Genomic DNA, 19,875 nt, shown 5'->3' with positions numbered 1-19,875 from the left:
CTTCCTCATCTCACCTGATCCGGAGTTCTCATGATCCGTCGCCTCGCAATTCTTGCCACGATTTTTGTCGCGCTCATTGGCGCGGTCCCGGCGGGCGCACAGACCCTGCCGGCAGGACTCGACAAGGCCAATGCGCTCGTCATCGACACCACTAAGGGCCGCATCGTCATCAAGCTCAGGACCGACCTTGCGCCCCAGCACGCCGAGCGCCTCAAGCAGCTCGCGCGCGAGGGCTTCTACAACAACGTGCCGTTCCACCGCGTGATGGACGGCTTCATGGCGCAGACCGGCGACGGCCAGAATTTCAACGGCACCGGCGGCTCGAAATATCCGAACCTGAAGCAGGAATTCTCCAAGGTTCATTTCGCCCGCGGCATCGTCGGCATGGCCCGGCGCGGCGACAGTGTCGATACCGCCAACTCGCAGTTCTTCATCATGTTCGCCGACGGCGGCAGCCTCGACAACCAGTACACCGTGGTCGGCGAGGTCGTGCAGGGCATGGACGTCGTCGACAAGCTGAAGAAGGCCCCCCCCGGCTCAGGCAGCGGCACCGTCACCGATCCGGACAAGATGGTGAAGGTGCAGGTCGCCTCCGACATCAAATAGGGAAACGCGATGGCGCGCCGTGGCGACAGGCTCCTGCTCGCCGCCGCGGCGCTGCTGATCGGCGTCACCAGTGCGGCCGCAGAGGACGCGCAGGTCAACACCATCCAGGACATCTTCCAGCATCTGCGTACCTGCTGGAAACCGCCGCCGGCGGCCAGGGCTCGCCCCATCGACATCACCGTCGTCGTGAGCTTTAACCGGGCCGGAAACATTCTGGGCCATCCGAGGATTACCTATGAATCCGCGGAGGCCTCCGACGATGACCGGCTGCAATACCGGATCGCGGTGATGGAGGCATTGCAACGCTGCACGCCGATGCCATTTACCGATGCGATGGCCGGCGCCGCTGCGGGGCGTCCATTCGCAATCCAGTTTCGTAACCGGAAGACTTCACCCCCAACGCAAGAGAGACGAGCATGAGCGCCACTGAGAACACATTGATCCTCGAGACCACGCAGGGCCCCGTCACCATCGAGATGCGGCCCGACCTCGCGCCGGGCCATGTCGCCCGCATCAAGGAGCTGGTGCGCGAAGGCTTCTACGACGGCATCGTATTCCACCGCGTCATCGACGGCTTCATGGCGCAGACCGGCTGCCCACACGGCACCGGCACGGGCGGCTCCGGCCAGAAGCTGAAGGCCGAGTTCAACAAGGAGCCGCATGTGCGCGGTGTCACCTCGATGGCCCGTGCGGCGAGCCCTGATTCCGCCGACAGCCAGTTCTTCATCGTGTTCGACGACGCCCGCTTCCTCGACAACCAGTACACGGTGTGGGGCAAGGTGACCGAGGGCATGGAGAACGTCGACAAGATCAAGCGCGGCGAGCCGGTGCAGAACCCCGACAAGATCGTCAAGGCGCGGATGGCTGCTGACGCAGAGTAACCGCTGCCGTCATGCCCCGCCGGAGCCTGTTGTCCGGCCGGTCAAAGACCGGGCCGGATGGCGGGGCAGGACAAGGTACCAAACGTGCGCACCGATCTCTTCGACTTCGATCTGCCTGCCGAGCGCATCGCGTTGCGCCCCGCGCACCCGCGCGACTCCGCGAAGATGCTGGTCGTAGAGAACGGTGCGTTGCGCGACCAAATCATCTCCGACCTGCCGCAATGGCTGAAGGCGGGCGATCAGCTCGTCGTCAACGACACCAAGGTGATTTCAGCGCAGCTCAAGGGCCGCCGCATCGGCCGCGAGACCGAGCCGAAGATCGAGGCGACGCTGATCAAGCGCCTCGACGGCTCGCGCTGGCAGGCGCTGGTGAAGCCGGCGAAGAAGCTCGTGGCCGGCGACCGCATCCGCTTCGGCAATGAGGGCAAGGTCTGCCTGCTCGGCCATCTCGATGCCGAGGTCGAGGCCAAAGGCAGTGAAGGCGAGGTGACGCTGTCATTCTCGTTCCACGGCCCGGCGCTCGACCAGGCCATCGCCGATCTCGGCAGCCCGCCGCTGCCGCCCTACATCGCTTCCAAGCGCACGCCTGACGAGCAGGATCTCGCAGACTACCAGACCATGTTCGCGGCGAATGAAGGCGCGGTCGCGGCTCCTACTGCGGGCCTGCACTTTACGCCGGCGCTGGAGCAGGCGCTGCGCGACTGCGGCGTCGGCATCAACCGCATCACGCTGCATGTCGGGGCAGGGACGTTCCTGCCGGTGAAGGTGGACGACACCGACGGCCACAAGATGCATGCCGAGTGGGGCATGATCCCGGCCGAGACGGCGGAGACGCTCAACACCGCGCGGAAGAATGGGGGCCGCATCATCGCGGTTGGCACCACATCATTGCGGCTGCTCGAAAGCGCAGCCAGCGAGGACGGCACCATCCGGCCGTTCGCGGCCGAGACCTCGATCTTCATCACCCCCGGCTATCGCTTCCGCGCCGTCGATATTTTGATGACCAATTTCCACCTGCCGAAGTCGACGCTGTTCATGCTGGTGTCGGCATTCACCGGGCTCGAGACCATGCAGCAGGCCTACGCGCACGCGATCGCGGAAGGCTACCGGTTCTATTCGTATGGGGATGCGTGCCTGCTGTTTCGGGCGCGGGAGCGGACTCTATCACCGTCACCCTGAGGTGCTCGCCTCTTCGGCGAGCCTCGAAGGGCGACGGCCCGGCTGCTGAATCCCGGCCGTTCATCCTTCGAGGCTCGCTCCACGGCGCAATTGCGCCACAGAGCTCGCACCTCAGGATGACGGGTCGACAGACGCGATGGCTTACGCCATGACCCGCTGCGGCAACAGCTCCGCGATCTGCACCGCGTTCAGCGCGGCGCCCTTGAGCAACTGATCCGCCGCCACGAACATCGAGATCGAATGCCCCGTGGGATCGCTGAGATCCTTGCGGATGCGGCCCACCAGGACGTCGTCCTGGCCCGAGGCGTCGATCGGCATCGGGAAGTAATTCTTCACGCGGTCGTCGACGAGCTTCACGCCGGGGGCTTGCGCCATGATGGCGCGGACCTGGTCCTCGCTGATCGGCTTCTCGCATTCGAAGGTGATGGCCTCGCAATGGGCGCGCAGCACCGGCACGCGAACGCAGGTCACGCCAATGGCGATTGTCTCATCCTCAAAAATCTTGCGGGTTTCCTTGATGACCTTGGTTTCTTCGCCGTTGTAGCCGGTCTCGGGATCGATGTCCGTGTTGTGGCTAAAGACGTTGAAGGCATAAGGAAGCGGTATGACCTTTGGCGTGAAGGGCTGGCCGTCGAGATAGGCGCGGGTCGACTCCACCAGCTCCTCCATCGCCGCGGCGCCCGCGCCGCTTGCCGCCTGGTAGGTCGACAGGATCAGGCGCTTGATGCGGTTGTGCCGATGGATCGGCCATAGCGGCACCAGCGCCGTGATCGCCGAACAATTCGGAACGGCGATGATGCCCTTGTGCTCCCTGATGCGATTGGCGTTGATCTCGGGGATCACCAGGGGCACGTTCGGATCCATCCGGAACGCGGAGGAATTGTCGATCACGACCGCGCCGGCCTTCACCGCGGCGGGGGAGAACTTGCGCGAGACGCCGGCACCCGCCGAGAACAGCGCGATATCGACGCCCTCGAACGACTTCTCCGTGAGCTCTTCGATGACGACCTTTTGGCCGCGGAAGTCGATGGTCTTGCCGGCCGAGCGGGCGCTTGCCAGCGCCTTGAGCTTGCCGACGGGGAAGGCGCGCCGGTTCATGGTGGCAATGAATTCGGCGCCGACCGCGCCGGTCACGCCGGCGATGGCAACAACGGGTTCGTAGCTCACGGGTCTGTCCTCTGTTTGAGCAGTGTTGCGGGCAATAAAAAAGCCCCGGACCTTTTCAGGACGGGGCTTCGGATAAGCTGATGCGTTACGTTACGACTACGCGCGCGCGCCTCCCGAGGCCCCTGCGGGCTTCGTGGTTTTGGTCGTGCGTTTGGTGGTCGTGAACATGGCGGCGACTTATGCGGGAGAGTTTTGCGGCCGTCAATGGCTTTTCGGCGGGATTGTGGCCGTCGCTATTTGGTCCGGGCGCCCGGTGGCTCGAGGATGACCTCCTTGAGGTCGTCGCCGCTGATGACGACGATCGCGAAATTCAGCCGTCCGCCTTCGCGCACGAGTCCGCCGCTGATAGCCTTGCCGGATGCCGCGTGCTCGGCGACCCGGACTGCATCCGCAAGGCGATGCCGGATAGCGCCGAGGGCCGCAAGATTGCTGCGATCCTCCACGTCAAGTTCGGCCAAAGGGAAGGCGGCTTCCCCGCCGACCAGCTCGCCGGTCGCAGCGTTGATGGTGTGCCGCCAGACCCGATCATTGTGCAGGGTCTTGACCCGGTAGACCGGAACGCCGGAGCCGCCATCGAAGCTGACGTCGGCGGTCGTGGCGCCGGCATGACGGGCTTCGGCGATCGCCATGGCCTGGCTGATCGAGATCGACGAACTGCGGAAGCGCTCGATCTCGCGGCTGACGGCTTGGCGATCCGTCCCGGCGTCACCATCTGTCTCGCCGTGAAGGGCGGTGGGTGTGCTGCCTGTGGAGATGAGCGCCTGCGCCGGCGCTGCGACGAGCAGCCCCGACAGGGCCATCGCCAGCAACTGCCAAGTGTGTCGTCGTGCTGTGCTCATGCTCAGAACCCTCAGCCGGCGAGTGTGCCGGATAATCGTAAAGAAGTCGCGGCCGACCAAGGGCAGTGGCCGGCCGCTGATTGTCGCAACGGGCTGTACCCGTCACGGCGATCATGGTCTCAAAGGCGGTCCGAACCCATTTGGGGCTGGTGAAAAACGGTTCCGAACCGCCTATAACAAAACCATACCGTATCGTTTTATTTCGGTCAACGACAAGGCTGTCGCGCTCAGGGGACAGATCGCGAAGCTCACGGAAATGTCAGCGGGATGGGCGGCGGCGCTGCGCGCGTTTGGGAGGGGCTTTTGAAGTCTCCTGGACACGGTCGGCAGGCCCCAGCGCGCCGGCCAGGAACAGCTTGATCGCCACGCGCATCCGCTTTTCGGCGGCTTTGATTTCCATCGGCGTTCCGAACGTCGCCATGCGGTGGGTGTGGCCGACGACGACGTCGAGAAACACCTCGGCCGCAATGTTGGTGTTCTCGAGGTCGAGCGCGCCTTGCGCCACCAGGTGATCGAAGAATCGCGCGGTCGTGGCGACGGCCTTCAGCCAGCCTTCTTCCATGCCGAGCTTGGCGATGTCGGGAAAGTTGATGGCCTGTGACGTCATCATGCGGCTGAAGGCCATGGCATCAGGCCCGCAGGTGAAGCTCAGCATCTCCTGCCCGATCTCGACCAGCCGCTGCTCGACCGAAATGTCGGACGAGCTGCCGAGCTGTGTTTCGGCTGCCGCGGACAATGGGGCAAGCCAGCGCGAGATCTCGCGCCTCAGCACGGCCGTGAACAGCCCGCGCTTGTCGCCGTAGCGGGCATAGACGGTGGGCTTGCTCACCCGGGCCGCTTCCGCGACCGCATCGAGCGAGGTTGCGTCGAAACCGCGGTCCAGGAACAAGCGGGTGGCGACCTCGATCAGCCGCTGATCGCGCTCGATCGCGGCGCTTTTCGTCGGACGGCCGCCGCGCGATTTCGACACCTCGCGTCGCGGCGTTGCCGTTCTTGCCTTGGTCGCAGCCAATCCCATGCCCAATGATTCCTGCGCGTTCCTGACAATGGTCATTGCTCTATAACGCGCAGCAGCCGGGGCGTCATCGCGAATCTGGCCGAATTGGTCGTATCGTCAACGGTCTCAGTGCGACGTCGTTCCGCAGGCGCGGCTTTAAGGCATCCTCGAGGTCCAGGCCTGGCCGCTTGCGGCTTTCTCATATCCGTATTGGTACAGCGCCCGCATATAGGCCGTGTCGAACCCTTCCGAAGCCGGCGCTGGATAATCGCGTTCGATATAGGAGAGATGAAAGCCCAGCCGGTTGCGCTTTGCGAAATCGTAGGTCGAGAAGATGATCGAGCGCGTCTGCGACTGGGTGATCGAGGACAGGCTGCGTGAGGCGACATCGATCGTGCCGTTGGCGACAAGTTCGAAGTTTCGTTCGATCTTCTTGTTGACGAGGATGTAGATGTCCATCTTCGCGTTGCCGGGCAGGCGACCCTGGAAGAGCAGGGCCTCCGGCAGCGTCAGCACCGGGGCCGTCACGCCGCCGTCGACATGCATCTCCTGAAACTTGCGGCCTTGGCCTTCGGCTTCGATCATGATCGGCGGAAACACCAGGGGAATGCTGGCGGAGGCCGCCATCACGTCGCGAAACAGCTTGAGCGCCTCGGGCGTGCCGACCGCGGCGATCTTGCCCATGTCCCAAATGGCGGTCCGCTGGGTGTCGAGATCGGTCGTGACCACCAGCAGCCGTCGGCCCTTGGCGTTTTCGCGGGCGACCTGCGCCATGATCTCCGGCCCGACATAGCGCGCCACCAGCTCGCGCAATCGCGTGTTGCCGAACAGGCCGGAGCTGAACAGCACACGCATGATGCTGGGATCGCTCAGCAGGCTTTCCGCGAGGCCGCTGGTGTAGAGCTCCCTCAGCGTGTCGTCATATTGGGACCCAAGAAACGCAAAGGGCGCGATCAGGCCGCCGGTGCTCACGCCCGAGACGACCGAGAAGGCGGGCCGGGTGCCGGCCGCGCTCCAGCCGTTCAACACGCCGACGCCGTAGGCGCCATCCGCGCCGCCGCCGGAAAGCGCCAAATAGCTCCCGGTCGCCGCGCTATTGTCCTTTGCGAAGCTGAATTTCGTGACGGGCTCGTCGGTGTAGCGCCGCAAGCCGTCGATATCGAGCACGCGCGAGACGGCGGCGTCGGCGGCGGTGTAGGGTGTGCGCGGCAGGGAGGTGCAGCCGGCGAGCGCCAGGCTGCACACCAGGACGAATAACTCGATCAGGCGAGCGCCTGCCTGCCTTAGCCAGCCGTGTGAGAGGCCGGACGCGTCAGTCGAACATGAGGGGAAGGGCATCGGTCGGCGGCTGGCGATCACGCTTGTAATGCCGCCGGCAACTTCACCGCGGCATCTCGTCCAACCCCTGGATAAAACTACACTGTATCGTTTTATTTAACAAGCGGGAGCGAGTATCACGTCCACGTCAGCGGTGTCCCAGTCTGGGGCATCATGGTCCGGGCGGGTTGATCGACATGTCCCGACACGCAATAAGCACCGCCATGAATCTATCCAATCATTTCGAACTGCTCGCCACCGACGGCGCCGCGCGCACCGGCCGCCTGACCACGCCGCATGGGGTGGTGCGGACGCCGGCCTTCATGCCGGTTGGCACCGCCGGCGCCATGAAGGGCATGCACTGGCGCGAGGTGCGCGACGCCGGCGCTGACATCGTGCTCGGCAACACCTACCATTTGATGCTGCGCCCCGGCGCGGAGCGCATCGCTGCGCTCGGGGGCTTGCAGAGGTTCACCGGCTGGAATGGGCCGATGCTCACGGATTCCGGCGGCTTCCAGGTGATGTCGCTGTCGGATTTGCGCAAGGTCACCGAGAACGCCGTCACCTTCCGCTCGCATATCGACGGTGCCAAGGTCGAACTGTCGCCCGAGCGCTCGATCGAGGTGCAGCGCTTACTCGGATCCGACATCGCCATGCAGATGGACGAATGCGTGCGGCTGCCGGCCGAACGCGACGACATCGAGCGCGCGATGCGCCTGTCGCTGCGCTGGGCCGAACGAAGCAAGCGCGCGTTCGAAAGCGCGCCGGACGGCTACATGCTGTTCGGCATCGTGCAGGGCGGCGACGTCCCGCAGCTTCGTCATGCAAGTGCCGCAGGCCTGGTCGAGATCGGCTTCCACGGCTATGCGATCGGCGGCCTTGCCGTCGGCGAGCCGCAGGCCGTAATGCTGGCGATGATCGACGAGACCGCGCCGGCGCTGCCGTCGGACCGGCCGCGCTATCTGATGGGCGTCGGCACGCCCGATGACATTCTCGAGGCGGTGAAGCGTGGCATCGACATGTTCGACTGCGTGATGCCGACCCGCAATGGCCGGCATGGCGTCGCCTTCACCCGCTTCGGCCAGGTGAACCTGCGCAACGCGCGCCACGCCGATGATCCGCGTCCCCTCGACGAGGAGAGCTCATGGCCGTCGACGCACGCTTATGCGCGCGCCTACCTGCACCATCTCGTCAAGGCGGGCGAGACGCTGGGGGCGATGCTGCTATCCGAGATCAATATCGCTTACTACCAGTTCCTGATGCAGGGCATCAGGGACGCGATCGCACACGGGACATTCGAAGAGTTCTACCGGCGTACGCGCGAGGACTGGGCGAGGGGCGACATCGCCCCGCGCTAATCAGTTGCAGATGAAACGCTGCTTGACGGCGTGCTTGGTCACGAAGCCATAGCCACAGGTGTCGCAGGTCCAGAGATAGCTGATCACGTGGTCCGAGACATAGGCGGAAGCTTCGGCGGCGACCATGGAGTCGGCGCAGACGGGACAGGTGGGCAACTCGCTGCAACGCGGATCGCGCTTCGGCACTACGGTCGACAACACTTCAGCGACTGCTGACATCGTGGTGACCTCTCTGCTTTCGAGACCTAAGTCTAACATAAGCAGAATCAGTTGACGAGGTCGCAACACAAATGCGTTGGTTTTCTGCTAATTAAACCTCACGCGATTTTGCGATGCAGCGTATTTAACATGTGCCGCATTGTCGCTTGCGTGTCGTCACAGGCTGTCTCTAACTTCGCAAAGGCTGCGACAGAAGCACTAATTGTCGCCACAGGGAGTTCATCATGGACGCATCGTCCGAGAAGGGTGCAGCGCACCAAGCCGGCCGCGGCCGGATCTATGACTCGATCGTCGAGGCTTTTGGCGACACGCCGATCGTGCGTTTGCGCCGGCTGCCGAGCATGCACGGCGTGAATGCGACGATTTTGGCAAAACTTGAATATTTCAATCCGGCCGCGAGCGTGAAGGATCGCATCGGTGCGGCCATGATCATCGCCATGGAGAAGGCCGGCATCATCAAGCCGGACACGGTGCTGATCGAGCCGACCTCCGGCAATACCGGCATCGCGCTCGCCTTCGTCGCCGCCTCGCGCGGCTACCGGTTGAAGCTGGTGATGCCGGAGTCGATGTCGATCGAGCGGCGCAAGATGCTGGCTTTCCTTGGCGCCGAGCTGGTGCTGACGCCGGCAGCGCAAGGCATGAAGGGCGCGATTGCCGCGGCCGAAGAACTGCTGAAGACGACGCCGAACTCGGTGATGCCGCAACAGTTCAAGAACCTCGCCAATCCCGAGGTGCACCGCCGGACCACGGCGGAGGAGATCTGGAACGACACCGGCGGCAACATCGACTTCTTTGTGGCGGGCGTCGGCACCGGCGGCACGATCACCGGCGTCGGCCAGGTGCTCAAGCCGCGCAAACCATCGTTGCGGGTGGTGGCGGTCGAGCCGGAGGAGAGCCCGGTGCTTTCGGGCGGTCAGCACACGCCGCACAAGATCCAGGGCATCGGCGCCGGTTTCGTCCCTGACATCCTCGACCGCTCCGTGATCGACGAGATCGTGAAGATCAACTCGACGACGGCGATCGAGACCTCGCGGGCGTTGGCGCGCTATGAGGGCATCCCGGGCGGCATCTCCTCGGGCGCCGCGATCGCAGCCGCCCTCCAGATCGGCAAGCGCCCGGAAGCGGCAGGAAAAACCATCCTCGCTGTGGTGCCGTCCTTCTCCGAGCGCTATCTTTCGACCGCACTGTTTGAAGGAATCTAGCAGATGGCGGACCAACCACCGAGGCGGCCGCGCACATTGGGCGATGCGCGGAGCGAAGCCGAGGCCGCATTCAAGAAAGTCACGACCAAGGCCGCTGAGGCTCCGCCGAAGCAGAACGTGGCGCCGGGGATCAAGGAGCAGGTCAGCTTGCGGATCGACCAGGACGTGCTGGAGCATTTCCAGGCGGGCGGTCCCGGCTGGCAGGACCGGATCAACGACGCGCTGCGCAAGGCGGCGGGGAAGTAGGCTCCTACCGCCGGATCGGGGGCGTTAGAAAACCACCCCGCTCAGAAGCGAGTTTTAGACGGGATCCTCGCAACTTGCTCAGAGGACCTGCGACAGAAACCGTTGCGTTCGCTCGTCTTTGGCCGCCGTAAACAGAGTTTCCGGCGGCCCGTGCTCGACGATCACACCGCGATCGGTGAAGTAGACGTGATCGGCGACCTCGCGCGCGAAGTTCATTTCGTGGGTGACGAGGAGGCACGTCATCCCGTCCTCCGCAAGCTCGCGGATGGTGACCAGGACCTCCTTGACCGTCTCCGGATCGAGCGCGGCCGTGACTTCATCGAACAGCATGATATCCGGCCGCATCGCCAGCGAACGGGCAATGGCCACGCGCTGCTGCTGTCCACCGGAGAGCTCGCCGGGATAGCTGTCCTCCTTCCCGGCGAGCCGCACCTTCGCAAGCAAGGCTCGGGCTCGGACTTCAACCTCGGCGCGGTTCTGGCGGAGAACATGGATCGGCGCCATCATCACATTCTGGAGCGCAGTCTTGTGCGGAAAAAGATTGTACTGCTGAAATACCATCCCGACCTTGCGGCGCAGCGCCAACTTGTCGAGCTTGGGGGCAGTGACTTCGATGCCTTCGATCTGAATGCTGCCGGACGAGATCGGCTGGAGCGCATTGATGCAGCGGATCAGGGTGGACTTTCCTGATCCCGAGGGGCCGATGATGCAAATCACCTCGCCCTTCTTGACCGACAGGCTGATGCCTTTCAGAACCTCCAAAGCCCCGAATGATTTTCTGACGTCGACGCATTGAACGATGGGCTGATCCGGGGTCCAGCTCGCAGCCATGCTCTGCTCCTTCAGCGTATGCGGAACCGACGCTCGAGGCGAGCCGTCCAAAGGTTGATCGGATAGCAGTAGAGAAAGAAGCACAGCAGGGCGAAGCCGTAGAGCGGCGCAAACAGTTCTGGTCTGCCGCCTTCGGCGGCGTGCACCTGCGCCGTCAGGGTGAGCATTTCCGAGACGCCCACGATCGACGCGAGCACCGTCGCCATGGCGACAAGAGCATAGATGTTCATCCAGGGCGGCAGCATTCTCTTAATGCATTGCGGCAGTATGATCAGCCACATCATCTGGCGCCGCGTGAATGATAGCGACTCCGCCGCTTCCCATTGCGTCGACGGGACGGAACGCACGGCCCCGCGCACGACCTCGGCGACATTCGCCATGACGGGCAGGGCGAAGCCCACCGTGGCCTTGACCCAGTCCGGCAAGGGGATGGTTGTCTTGAAGATGGTGATCTGGAAGGGCACCAGAAACATCACGAAGAACAACAACACCAGCCAGGGCGCGTTGCGAAAGAATTGAGTCACGAGCCAGCTGACGCTGGCGAGCGGCCGGAACTCCGACAACAAGGCCAGGCCCAGGCCAAGTCCGGCGACGGTACCCAGCAGCATGGCCAGCAAGGAGATCAGGATATTGAAGGCGAACCCGCGCAGCAGGAGTGGTGACCACTTCAAGATGATCTGGAGCGGTGACAGCATCGTTGGCGTAGTCTGCGCCCACGCCGTGGACACAGCCATGATGGCGCAGAAACAGATGATCGCAGCGGACAGCGGGCTGATCCGAACGGACATCCGGGTCGGCACGAGACGATACGGCAGGAGGACGGCAAAGCCGTGTACGGGCTCGGCGGGTTTCATCGTCCGTACCCCGGGATGCGCATCGCCCGCTCCCAGCGATGCATCAGCCAGACGAGGACACCGACGAGGATGCCGTAGGTCGCGAGCAACAGGATCATCATCTCGAAAACATTCTGCGACTCCGACCAGATCTGCTTGACCGCATACAGCGTTTCGGGAACGGCGATCGCGTAGGCAAGCGTGGTCGTCTTGAGCAGGTTGACGAGGTTGTTGTTCAGTGCGGGAAGGCAGACGCGAATGGCCAGCGGAAGGACGATATGGGTGTAGGCCTTGAGACGCGTGTATCCGAGCGCTTCCGCGGCCTCGATCGTCGTGCTCGGGACGGCCTCGATGCCTGAGCGGAAGATCTCCACGTTGAAGGCAGCCGCAAACAGTGACAGCGAAATGATCGCCCACTGAACGTTGCTCAGCAATGGAACGCGCATGCCCGCCGCCTCGACAGCGGGAAGCATCGTGCCGAGGCCGAAATAGAAAAAGAAGATCTGGACCAGTGGCGGTGTGTTGCGGAACACCACCACGAAAGCATTGACGGCCAGCCGCAACAATCTGGACGGACTACCCTGCATCAAGGCTCCGGCCGCGCCGATGATCAAGCTCAGCACGATGGTCGTGACGCTGAGAAACAGCGTCATCTTGAGCCCGTTGAGATAACGATCCCAGTCGTACGCGTCGTAGAATACGGAGAAATTCAGCCCCGTCGTTTCATAGAGATGCTGAAACCAGTTGCCGATTGCCTGCATTTTGCGTGACACCGAATTGTTGAGGCAATCACCCCGGATCAGTGCATGGGCTTGACCTGTTCGGAGCACGAGATGAATCCGGCGCTCCGCTTCGTGCGTCTATTTGTCCTTGTATTGCTCGTGCATGGAGAGAGAATATTCCGTCGGCGTAATGCCCCACTTCTTTTCGGCTTCCACGATGAAACCCGTCTTCATCCAATCTTTTGTCGTATCTTCGAGCAGCTTCTGAAGACTGGTGTTCTCGAGCGCGACGGCGATCATCCATGGCGAAGGCAGAACACCTTTCAGGGGAAGGTCGTAGTCCGCTTTCCACTCATCTTCGAGCAGCTTGCCTTGCAGGAAGGTCTGATCATAAACATAGCCGATGCAGTTGCCCTGCTTCATGGCAAACAGAGGCTTCTCCGAACCGTCAAATGCAACGATTTCGGGGCCGTAGGATTTGGCAACGTCCTTGTTGTACCAGGCGCCTGACGTCGCACATACGGGTTTTCCCTTGAGGTCGGCCCAATCCTTGATGCCGGCCTTCTTGTTGAGAAGGATGTTCACATAGTCCGAATAATACAGGGGTTCGATGGCCTGAACGACGCGGCGACGTTCGGGCCTATCTGACATGGTCGCGATCAGCAGATCGATTTTTCCCTGCTGAAGAAACTCAATTCTGTTCGAAGCCCCGACTGGAACGAGCTCGAGCTTGACGCCGAGGCGCTTGGCAATATCGGCGGCGAGATACGGCTCGATGCCGACGACATTTCCGCTGGGATCGCGGTATCCAAAAGGCTTGTAGTCTGCCTTGACGCCGACGTTCAACGTGCCGCGCTGCTTGATGGCATCGACGCCATCAGCCGCTTGAGCGCTGCCGAGCATCAGCAGCACCGTGGCACCTGTCATCATGGACCGGAGCATATTTCTCATCGGATGACACCTCCAGGGATTGAAACACGACGCGACCGGCGCGCACTCTTTTCGTAGTACAAAGTTCGTGCCAAAGGTCACAAAAAACGGGACACGGAGAAAGGGGCGAGGTCGATCGAGCTTCGACCATCGACCATCTTCTCGGCCACGACGTTGCCGATACCGGCTGAGTGCTTGAAGCCGTGACCGGAGCACGCCGAGACGACAAAGACTCTATCCTGGTCGGGATGCCGGTCGATGATGAAGCCCCGATCGGGTGTCACCGTGTAGAGACAGGCGGCCGTCCGCGCGACGCGTGGCGTGGCGCCTGCGAGCCGCCCTTTGACGTGGTCCCGGTACATCTTGGCCGACTCCGCCGGATCGACGGTGCGATCGACGGTATCGGCCGTTGTGCTGGTTTCATACTGCTCGGTCGCCACCTTGAGGCTACGATCGCCTGGCAGGGGCGGGAAGCCGTAGAGGTAGTCGACATCCGTCGCGCCATGCATCCAGATGAACACCGGGGCGTTTGCGTGATACGCGCTCGTGTCCTCGAGCTCGTACCAATGGAGCACCTGACGTTTGACCGTGAGTACACGGTCGAACGGCGCGCCCAGCAGGTGAGCATTCCAGGCGCCTGCCGATACGACCACCTGGTCCGCTTCGAAGTGACCTGAGGACGTCTCCACCCGAACGACGGACCCTGTCTGCGCGATCGAGAGGACCTCGACGCCCGTGCGGATCACCGCACCGAGCTGCTTCGCGCGCGTCAGTTGCGCCGTGACGCAGCGCTCCGGAAAAACGTATCCGCCGCCGGGCTCGTAATAGGTCTTCTCGTTGCCCTGAAGGTTCAAGAACTGCGGAAAGCGATGCGCCACCTCGCGCCCGTCGATCACTTCATGCGCGATGCCGAAGTCACGCGCTGCCCCAATCGAACGTGCGACGAAATCCGGCTTGCCGTGGTGCGACGTCTCGCCAACGCCGGGCGCCATGACGACGAGGCCACAGGGGTTCAGGAGCTGGTCAGAGGTCTCGGCTTCGAGTTCGCGCCAGATCCGATGCGTATCCAGGACCAGGGGAACGTAATCGCGGCCCTCACCGACGGCCTGCCGTGTGATGCGGGTTTCACCGTGGCTGGACCCCATCACGTGGGGAGGCGCAAACCGATCGATGCCGACCGCCTTTACCCCTCGCTTGGCCAATTGGTAGAGAGCCGCGCTGCCCATGGCACCGAGGCCGATCACCACAATGTCCGCTCGTTCGCTCATGACGTGAAGCTGCTCAATTATTAAGATGACGCTGAGCTTGCCTTTCAAATCAGCTCTGAGACAAGGATAATTCATGTAATTAAGCAAATTTGCACACCAGTATAAGTTCTGCTTAATTCATGACATGACGTCTTCCATTCCAGACCTGCGAAGCTTGCAGATTGTCGCCGCCGTCGCGGACTCGGGCAGTATGCTCGAAGCGTCGCGCCAATTCGGGATGACGCAATCCGCGGTGTCTCAGGCGGTGCGACGTGCCGAAGCCTCGGTCGGCGTCGCATTCTTCGACCGTAGCCGGAGGCCGCTGGTGCCGACCCGGGCGGGGCGCATCCTTGCAGGCCGCGTTCTCGATCTAAACCGTAACTTTGATGCGCTGCTGAGCACGCTCCGGGCCGCGGCCGAACAGTCTGAACGCGTTGACCTGAGACTCGGCCTCGTCGATTCCTATGCTGGCACGGTCGGCGCACACCTCGTCAAGGAGCTCATGACGGGGTCGATCGCGCTAAGCCTGTCTGCGTGGTCGGGTCTTGCTCATTCGCATGCGGAGGCGTTGGTGCGTCGCATGATCGATGCGGCGATCACATGCGATGCGATGGAGGATCTGTACGATGTCGAGCGTTTCCCATTCTACCGCGAGCCTTATCTGCTCGTGGTGCCACGCGGATTGGAAGCCGAATTTGCCGGCCTCGATTTGCGGGACATCCTCGCCCGGCATCGCCTGGTCCGGCATAGCGAGCGCTCTTACGTCGGCGCTCAGATCGAGCGCCATCTGAGCCGCTTGGGCATTCGCCCGCCACGGGCCTTTGAATTTGACACCTCGGACAGCTTGGTCGCCATGGTGGCTACCGGCATGGGCGTGGCGATCACGACGCCGCTGTGTCTGTTGCAGGGGCTCGCTCATGCTGCTCAAGTCAGTGCTCTCCCTCTGCCGGGCCCGGGATTTTTTCGTGAGCTGCTGCTGGTGACCCGCCGTGGAGATCTCTCGTCCCTGGCGCCGCGCATCGCCGAGATGGCGCGAACGAGCATTACGACGCAGGCAATGCCACGGATCCGAACGCTCGTGCCCTGGTTCACCCAGGATTACTAGCGCGAAAAAGCCCGGCGCGAGCCGGGCTTTTTGATTGGGAGTTAGGCTTTGCGGGCTCAGCGGCGGAACATGCCGCCCATCATTCCGCCGACGACTCCGCCCATGAAGGCCGCGCCGGGATCGCCGCCGCCACGATGACCGCCGCCACCGCCACCGCCACCACTGGATGGCGCGCTGGCGCGCCGGGCCGGCTTCGCGCTGTCGTCGCTGGCGCTCGGCGAGGTCGAGGCGACGATCTCGGAGAGCAGGGCCTTGTGCTGGAGCCTGTTGAGGAAGCCCGTCGACGGATAACCGCGGGCGGCCTGCCAACGCTTCAGCACGGTGCGGGTGTCGTCGGTGAATGCGCCGGTGACCTTGGTGTCGAAGCCGAGGCCGTTCAGGCGGCGCTGCACGTCGCGGCGCTGACCCTTGTCGAGGCCGATCTGGTCCTCGGTGAGCTGGCTGGCGTCATCGGTGAAGGTCGCGGGGTCGACGCCGGCATTGAGGTTGCGGGTTGTGGTCGACGGTCCATTCTGGATCGCGGCAATACGCGCCAAGGCAAGCGCCTTGAACTGGCCGTTCGGATAGGCCGAGAGGTAGGCGTTAAGCTCTTCCGGCTTGTTGGTCTCCTTCACCGAGCGCCAGTATTCGAGCTCGACACCGTCGGAGCTGCTGGCGGCGGCAGCCGTCGGCGTGCTGCTCGACGTGGTCGGTGCGGCGTTGGCGACCTGCTGGGTCTGCTGCGCCGGGTTGAGATAGACGGCGCCGATCAGGTTGGTGTGGCCCCAGGGAAGCTGGCCCTTGTGGGTCTCTTCATTGACCTGGGCCCGCACAGACGTCATCGCCTGCTGGATCTCGATACCGGGCTTGGTGATGTTGTCGATCAGCGCGCGGGTAAACGGGCTGTTGTTGCCCTCCTGGCCGTCGAGCGCGGTCTGTCCCGGGCCGGTGGCGAACGCAATCAGCGTGCCTTCGCCCGACTTCATCTCGGCGAGACCGCTCTGCACGTTGACGCTGCGGGTCGCCGAGTTCGACTTGATCTTGGCGGCGAAGGGATTGTCGCGGCAGGCGTCGAGGAAGACCAGCTTGACCTTGGCGTCGCCCATGGTCTGGTCGAGCGTCAGGTCGATATTGATGGCGGCGCCCAGCTTGACGTCCATCTCCGATTTGATGTCGGCGTCAACCGGCAAGAGATAGTTGCTGCCGCCGACGGCGATGCCGTGGCCGGCATAATAGAACACCGCGACATCGGAGCCCTGCGCCTTGCGGCCGAAGTCCAGCAGCTTTTCCGTCATCTGGTCGCGGGTGAGGTTGGAGCCTTCGATCACCTCGAAGCCGACATTGCGCAGCGTCGCCGCCATCGCCTTGGCGTCGATCGGCGGGTTCGGCAATTGCGCGACGTTCTTGTAGGCGCCGTTACCGACGACGAAGGCGACGCGGCGGTCGGCCTTTGCGGCGCTGACCGACAGCGCCATGCACATCAATGAGACGAGGATGGTAAGAGTGCGCATCTGTAATCCCCAACAGAATCGAATAATGGACGGCAACAAATTGGCAGCGAACTTACACGAAAACGTCCGACCTCGCGCCAGCAAAACGACGGTTCGCCCAACCTGCTGCTTTGTAGCCGAGTGTGCACGATGGAATGCCCCTCCAACGTGATCCAAATCACGCTCGACCACTCTGTTTTGTCGCGCGAAAGCAGCGCGCGGTTCACTGCGCGCGGGCGGGAACCGGCACGGCCGGCTTCAAATTCAGGAGGTTGCCGAACAGGATCAGCGCTGCGCCGAGCACGGTCCAGGTGTCGAGCCGCTCGGAATACAGCAGCCAGCCGACTGTGGCGGTCAGTGGGACCCGCAAGAAGTCCATGGGAACCACGACGGTCGCGTCGGCGTAGCGCATCGCGCTGGCGAGGCAATAATGCGCGAAAGTGCCGCAGACCGAGATCACGGCCACCCAGCCCCAGACATAAGTGGGTGGCCAGGCCCAGACATAGAGCGTCGGCAGAAAGCCTGCGACCGACTGCACAACCAGCATCCAGAACAGAACCGCCAGCGCGCTCTCGGTGCGGGTGAGTGATTTGACCAGGGCCATGGATACGCCGAAGCCGATCGCCGCGCCGAGTGCGATCAACTGGCCCTGATTGATCTCACCGGTCGCGGGCCGCACGATGACGATCACGCCGACAAGGCCGAGCACGATCGCGGCGATCTTCCACGATGTCATGCGCTCGGACAGGAAGCTGGCGGCGAGGATCGCGGTCCAGATCGGCATCGTGAACTCGATCGCCACCACCTGGCCGATCGGGATCAGCGTCAGCGCAAAGAACCAGCCGAGTTGCGAGACGTAGTGGATCAGGTTGCGCGCGATGTGCTGGGGCAGGCGGGTGGTCTTGAGGGTTCCGAAGCCGCCGGCGCGCCGGATCATCGGATAGAGCATGCAGAGGCCGAGCAGCGAGCGCACCTCCATCACCTGGAAGACGTTCATCTCGCGCACGGCCTCGCGTCCAGCGACCGCCATGACCAGCGTCAGCGACAGCCAGCCGGCCATCCAGAATGCTGCCATCGTTTTGGACGGTGTCGTGCTCATCGGGCAGGGGGCGGGAGATCTGAATCCTGAGGGAGGGCCGGTATCGGCGACATCAATGCGGTTTGCAACGGCCAAATCTGCGGGTGCAGCGTTGCGGGCCGGCGTGCTAAGGCTTCGGCCAACAACGAGAAAATCGGGAGGTATCCGCTCATGCGTATCTTGCAGCCGGCCGAATGGTCGAAACCGCGTGGCTTTTCACATGGCGTGGCGGTAGAGGGGCCGGGCCGCTGGGTCGTGCTGGCCGGGCAGACCGGCGGCGACGAGACCGGCAATTACGCGCCTGACATGGCAGCCCAAATTGCCACCGCGTTGAAGCGGATCATCAAGCTTCTCGCGGAGGCTGGTGCCGGTCCCGAGCACATCGTCCGCCTGACCTGGTATCTGACCAGCCGCAGCGAGTATGAGGCCGCGGGCGCCGGCATCGGCGCGGCCTGGAAGGAGACGCTCGGGCGCAATTTTCCGCCCTCGACGCTGCTCTACATCGGTGGTCTCGTGGACGACCGCGCCAAGGTCGAGATCGAGGTGACGGCGTTCGTTCCGGGCACATAAAAAAATCGATCCGGCGCGGACGCCGGATCGATTGTCGTGTCACCGTGCAGTCGTCTTATTTCGACAGCGAAATGTTGGCGCCGCGGAACTGGCTGTCCGCGCGGATCGTGACGGTTTGCTTGCTGCCGCTCGTCTTCAGCCCGATGTTGGCGTTGAAGCCGGCGGTCGAGGCGACCACCTCGAAATTTCCGCCATTGCCGCGGCCCTGCAAGGAGCCAGAGATGTTGCGGCTGGCCTCGCTCCAGCTGCCGGTGATGGCGCTGCCTTCTGCCCGGACATTGGCCCCGAGGTTGAACTTGTAGGCGTCGCTGGCGCAGGTCAGCGACATCTCCATGGTGGGGCCGATCGGGGTGTATTTGGCCCGGCAGCGGATCCGCTCGGTCGAGCCGTCATCCAGCGTCACGGTGCCGCCGCCGCTCCAGCTTCCTGCCATCGGCGCGAAGGGGCCGGACTGGGCCTTGCTTTCAGAGTTGGCGATAGATGCCACAAACAAAACGGCGGCCGCCATCAGCAGCCGCCGGTTGAGGACGCTGGTTCCGAATTGCTTATTGGCGCGATGCTTCCCACCGCCCGCTGCACGGTATGCCTGCAGATGCTCCATTCCACTTCCCCGATCCGGCGTTGCCGCTGAGTTGACCGTTGGCATATGCACCATTGATCGAAACTTTCACAAGTCCCCCGCTGCCGATGGTGCCGGAAACGTTAGCGCCGGGCGCGGTGATCTTGCCATCGGCAACCGTCAGCAAGGAGCTCGCGGTCGGCTCGCAGGTGCCGCTCTTGGTGACGATGGTGACCTGCCAGTTGCCGTCATAGGGGGTCTGGGCGAAAGCGGGGGCAGCAATCAAAACTGAAGCGGCACAGAACGCCGCAATGCGACCAAAACGCATGAATTCCGTCCTTGAATATGTCTGAATTGATGCCCCTTATTCAGACGAAATGTGACGGAAATTTGGTGCGATGCCAAATCGAATTGTTCCTGTGGAAACAATGGTTTATTTGTGTTTCCGGGTCCAATTTTCGAAGCAAAATCAATGCCGCTTCACGTTAAGGGTAAACGTCGGAGCGACTCAGGGCAAAGT

General features: G+C 63.0%; 23 protein-coding genes. 9 read left to right on the top strand and 14 right to left on the bottom strand.

The window, feature by feature from the left end:
- The first annotated feature begins 30 nt into the window (after nt 1-30).
- The 4 genes from UB31_RS33960 (at nt 31) to queA (ending at nt 2,666) form a co-directional block, all read left to right on the top strand.
- Nucleotides 31-606: a peptidylprolyl isomerase gene (locus tag UB31_RS33960; protein WP_045007488.1), complete on the top strand. Its 576-nt coding sequence runs from the start codon at nt 31-33 to the stop codon at nt 604-606.
- Nucleotides 607-615: 9 nt separating this feature from the next.
- Nucleotides 616-1,026, top strand: a complete 411-nt coding sequence (locus UB31_RS33955; RefSeq protein ID WP_045007487.1) for a UCP034077 family protein — start codon at nt 616-618, stop codon at nt 1,024-1,026.
- Nucleotides 1,023-1,487 (top strand): peptidylprolyl isomerase, encoded by a 465-nt coding sequence (locus UB31_RS33950; RefSeq protein ID WP_045007486.1) that lies wholly within the window; start codon nt 1,023-1,025, stop codon nt 1,485-1,487. The genes UB31_RS33955 and UB31_RS33950 overlap by 4 nt, the downstream gene beginning before the upstream one ends.
- 84 nt (nt 1,488-1,571) lie before the next feature.
- On the top strand, nt 1,572-2,666 hold the full coding sequence (gene queA, locus UB31_RS33945) for a tRNA preQ1(34) S-adenosylmethionine ribosyltransferase-isomerase QueA (protein ID WP_045014178.1): 1,095 nt from the start codon (nt 1,572-1,574) through the stop codon (nt 2,664-2,666).
- 141 nt (nt 2,667-2,807) lie between these two features.
- Here the strand turns inward: queA and UB31_RS33940 are convergent, their stop codons facing one another.
- From UB31_RS33940 to UB31_RS33925, 4 genes are all read right to left on the bottom strand, one after another.
- Nucleotides 2,808-3,833 (bottom strand): aspartate-semialdehyde dehydrogenase, encoded by a 1,026-nt coding sequence (locus tag UB31_RS33940; protein ID WP_045013988.1) that lies wholly within the window; start codon nt 3,831-3,833, stop codon nt 2,808-2,810.
- A gap of 233 nt (nt 3,834-4,066) precedes the next feature.
- Entirely contained in the window at nt 4,067-4,672 is a 606-nt protein-coding gene (locus UB31_RS33935) for a PepSY domain-containing protein (RefSeq protein WP_045013987.1), read from the bottom strand.
- 259 nt (nt 4,673-4,931) lie between these two features.
- Nucleotides 4,932-5,690: a TetR/AcrR family transcriptional regulator gene (locus UB31_RS33930; RefSeq protein WP_045013986.1), complete on the bottom strand. Its 759-nt coding sequence runs from the start codon at nt 5,688-5,690 to the stop codon at nt 4,932-4,934.
- A 135-nt stretch (nt 5,691-5,825) separates the two neighbouring features.
- Nucleotides 5,826-6,917 (bottom strand): patatin-like phospholipase family protein, encoded by a 1,092-nt coding sequence (locus tag UB31_RS33925; RefSeq protein WP_245306121.1) that lies wholly within the window; start codon nt 6,915-6,917, stop codon nt 5,826-5,828.
- A gap of 293 nt (nt 6,918-7,210) precedes the next feature.
- Here UB31_RS33925 and tgt point away from each other — a divergent pair, with 293 nt between their 5' ends.
- Nucleotides 7,211-8,344 (top strand): tRNA guanosine(34) transglycosylase Tgt, encoded by a 1,134-nt coding sequence (gene tgt, locus UB31_RS33920; RefSeq protein ID WP_045013985.1) that lies wholly within the window; start codon nt 7,211-7,213, stop codon nt 8,342-8,344.
- Here tgt and UB31_RS33915 read toward each other — a convergent pair whose 3' ends face one another.
- Nucleotides 8,345-8,563, bottom strand: coding sequence for a hypothetical protein (locus UB31_RS33915; RefSeq protein WP_045007481.1), 219 nt, complete (start codon nt 8,561-8,563; stop codon nt 8,345-8,347).
- A gap of 224 nt (nt 8,564-8,787) precedes the next feature.
- On the opposite strand from UB31_RS33915, the gene cysK reads away from it, so the two are divergent.
- Together cysK and UB31_RS33905 are read left to right on the top strand one after the other, a co-directional pair.
- Nucleotides 8,788-9,765, top strand: a complete 978-nt coding sequence (cysK, locus tag UB31_RS33910; protein ID WP_045007480.1) for a cysteine synthase A — start codon at nt 8,788-8,790, stop codon at nt 9,763-9,765.
- Between the two features lie 3 nt (nt 9,766-9,768).
- Complete coding sequence (locus tag UB31_RS33905; protein WP_045007479.1) at nt 9,769-10,011, top strand: BrnA antitoxin family protein; 243 nt, start codon at nt 9,769-9,771, stop codon at nt 10,009-10,011.
- Between the two features lie 78 nt (nt 10,012-10,089).
- On the opposite strand, the gene UB31_RS33900 is transcribed toward UB31_RS33905, so the two are convergent.
- The 5 genes from UB31_RS33900 to solA form a co-directional block, all read right to left on the bottom strand.
- The gene (locus tag UB31_RS33900; RefSeq protein ID WP_045007478.1) at nt 10,090-10,842 is read right to left on the bottom strand and encodes an amino acid ABC transporter ATP-binding protein; all 753 of its coding nucleotides are present in this window, start codon (nt 10,840-10,842) and stop codon (nt 10,090-10,092) included.
- 11 nt (nt 10,843-10,853) lie between these two features.
- The gene (locus UB31_RS33895) at nt 10,854-11,696 is read right to left on the bottom strand and encodes an amino acid ABC transporter permease (RefSeq protein WP_045007477.1); all 843 of its coding nucleotides are present in this window, start codon (nt 11,694-11,696) and stop codon (nt 10,854-10,856) included.
- A complete protein-coding gene (locus UB31_RS33890) occupies nt 11,693-12,436 on the bottom strand; it encodes an amino acid ABC transporter permease (protein WP_045007476.1) in 744 nt (247 codons plus the stop codon). The genes UB31_RS33895 and UB31_RS33890 overlap by 4 nt, the downstream gene beginning before the upstream one ends.
- A 99-nt stretch (nt 12,437-12,535) precedes the next feature.
- Nucleotides 12,536-13,348: a transporter substrate-binding domain-containing protein gene (locus tag UB31_RS33885; RefSeq protein ID WP_045013984.1), complete on the bottom strand. Its 813-nt coding sequence runs from the start codon at nt 13,346-13,348 to the stop codon at nt 12,536-12,538.
- Nucleotides 13,349-13,425: 77 nt separating this feature from the next.
- A complete protein-coding gene (gene solA, locus UB31_RS33880) occupies nt 13,426-14,595 on the bottom strand; it encodes an N-methyl-L-tryptophan oxidase (RefSeq protein ID WP_045014176.1) in 1,170 nt (389 codons plus the stop codon).
- A gap of 124 nt (nt 14,596-14,719) precedes the next feature.
- Here solA and UB31_RS33875 point away from each other — a divergent pair, with 124 nt between their 5' ends.
- On the top strand, nt 14,720-15,679 hold the full coding sequence (locus UB31_RS33875) for a LysR family transcriptional regulator (RefSeq protein ID WP_045013983.1): 960 nt from the start codon (nt 14,720-14,722) through the stop codon (nt 15,677-15,679).
- 56 nt (nt 15,680-15,735) lie between these two features.
- Here the strand turns inward: UB31_RS33875 and UB31_RS33870 are convergent, their stop codons facing one another.
- Together UB31_RS33870 and UB31_RS33865 are read right to left on the bottom strand one after the other, a co-directional pair.
- Nucleotides 15,736-17,169 (bottom strand): caspase family protein, encoded by a 1,434-nt coding sequence (locus UB31_RS33870; protein WP_045013982.1) that lies wholly within the window; start codon nt 17,167-17,169, stop codon nt 15,736-15,738.
- A 202-nt stretch (nt 17,170-17,371) separates the two neighbouring features.
- Nucleotides 17,372-18,247, bottom strand: coding sequence for a DMT family transporter (locus tag UB31_RS33865; RefSeq protein ID WP_045007471.1), 876 nt, complete (start codon nt 18,245-18,247; stop codon nt 17,372-17,374).
- Between the two features lie 150 nt (nt 18,248-18,397).
- Between UB31_RS33865 and UB31_RS33860 the strand changes: the two genes are divergently transcribed.
- Nucleotides 18,398-18,796 (top strand): RidA family protein, encoded by a 399-nt coding sequence (locus UB31_RS33860; protein ID WP_045007470.1) that lies wholly within the window; start codon nt 18,398-18,400, stop codon nt 18,794-18,796.
- A gap of 55 nt (nt 18,797-18,851) precedes the next feature.
- Here the strand turns inward: UB31_RS33860 and UB31_RS33855 are convergent, their stop codons facing one another.
- Nucleotides 18,852-19,397 carry a hypothetical protein gene (locus UB31_RS33855; protein WP_045007469.1) on the bottom strand — a complete coding sequence of 182 codons (546 nt, stop codon included), beginning with the start codon at nt 19,395-19,397 and terminating at the stop codon, nt 18,852-18,854.
- Nucleotides 19,342-19,683: a hypothetical protein gene (locus UB31_RS40895; protein ID WP_082078718.1), complete on the bottom strand. Its 342-nt coding sequence runs from the start codon at nt 19,681-19,683 to the stop codon at nt 19,342-19,344. The genes UB31_RS33855 and UB31_RS40895 overlap by 56 nt, the downstream gene beginning before the upstream one ends.
- Nucleotides 19,684-19,875 lie beyond the last annotated feature (192 nt).

The organism is Bradyrhizobium sp. LTSP849 (assembly GCF_000938255.1).
Classification (GTDB): domain Bacteria; phylum Pseudomonadota; class Alphaproteobacteria; order Rhizobiales; family Xanthobacteraceae; genus Bradyrhizobium.
Note: the sequence above shows the minus strand (reverse complement) of the source record. Positions and strands in the feature narration are given on the sequence as shown.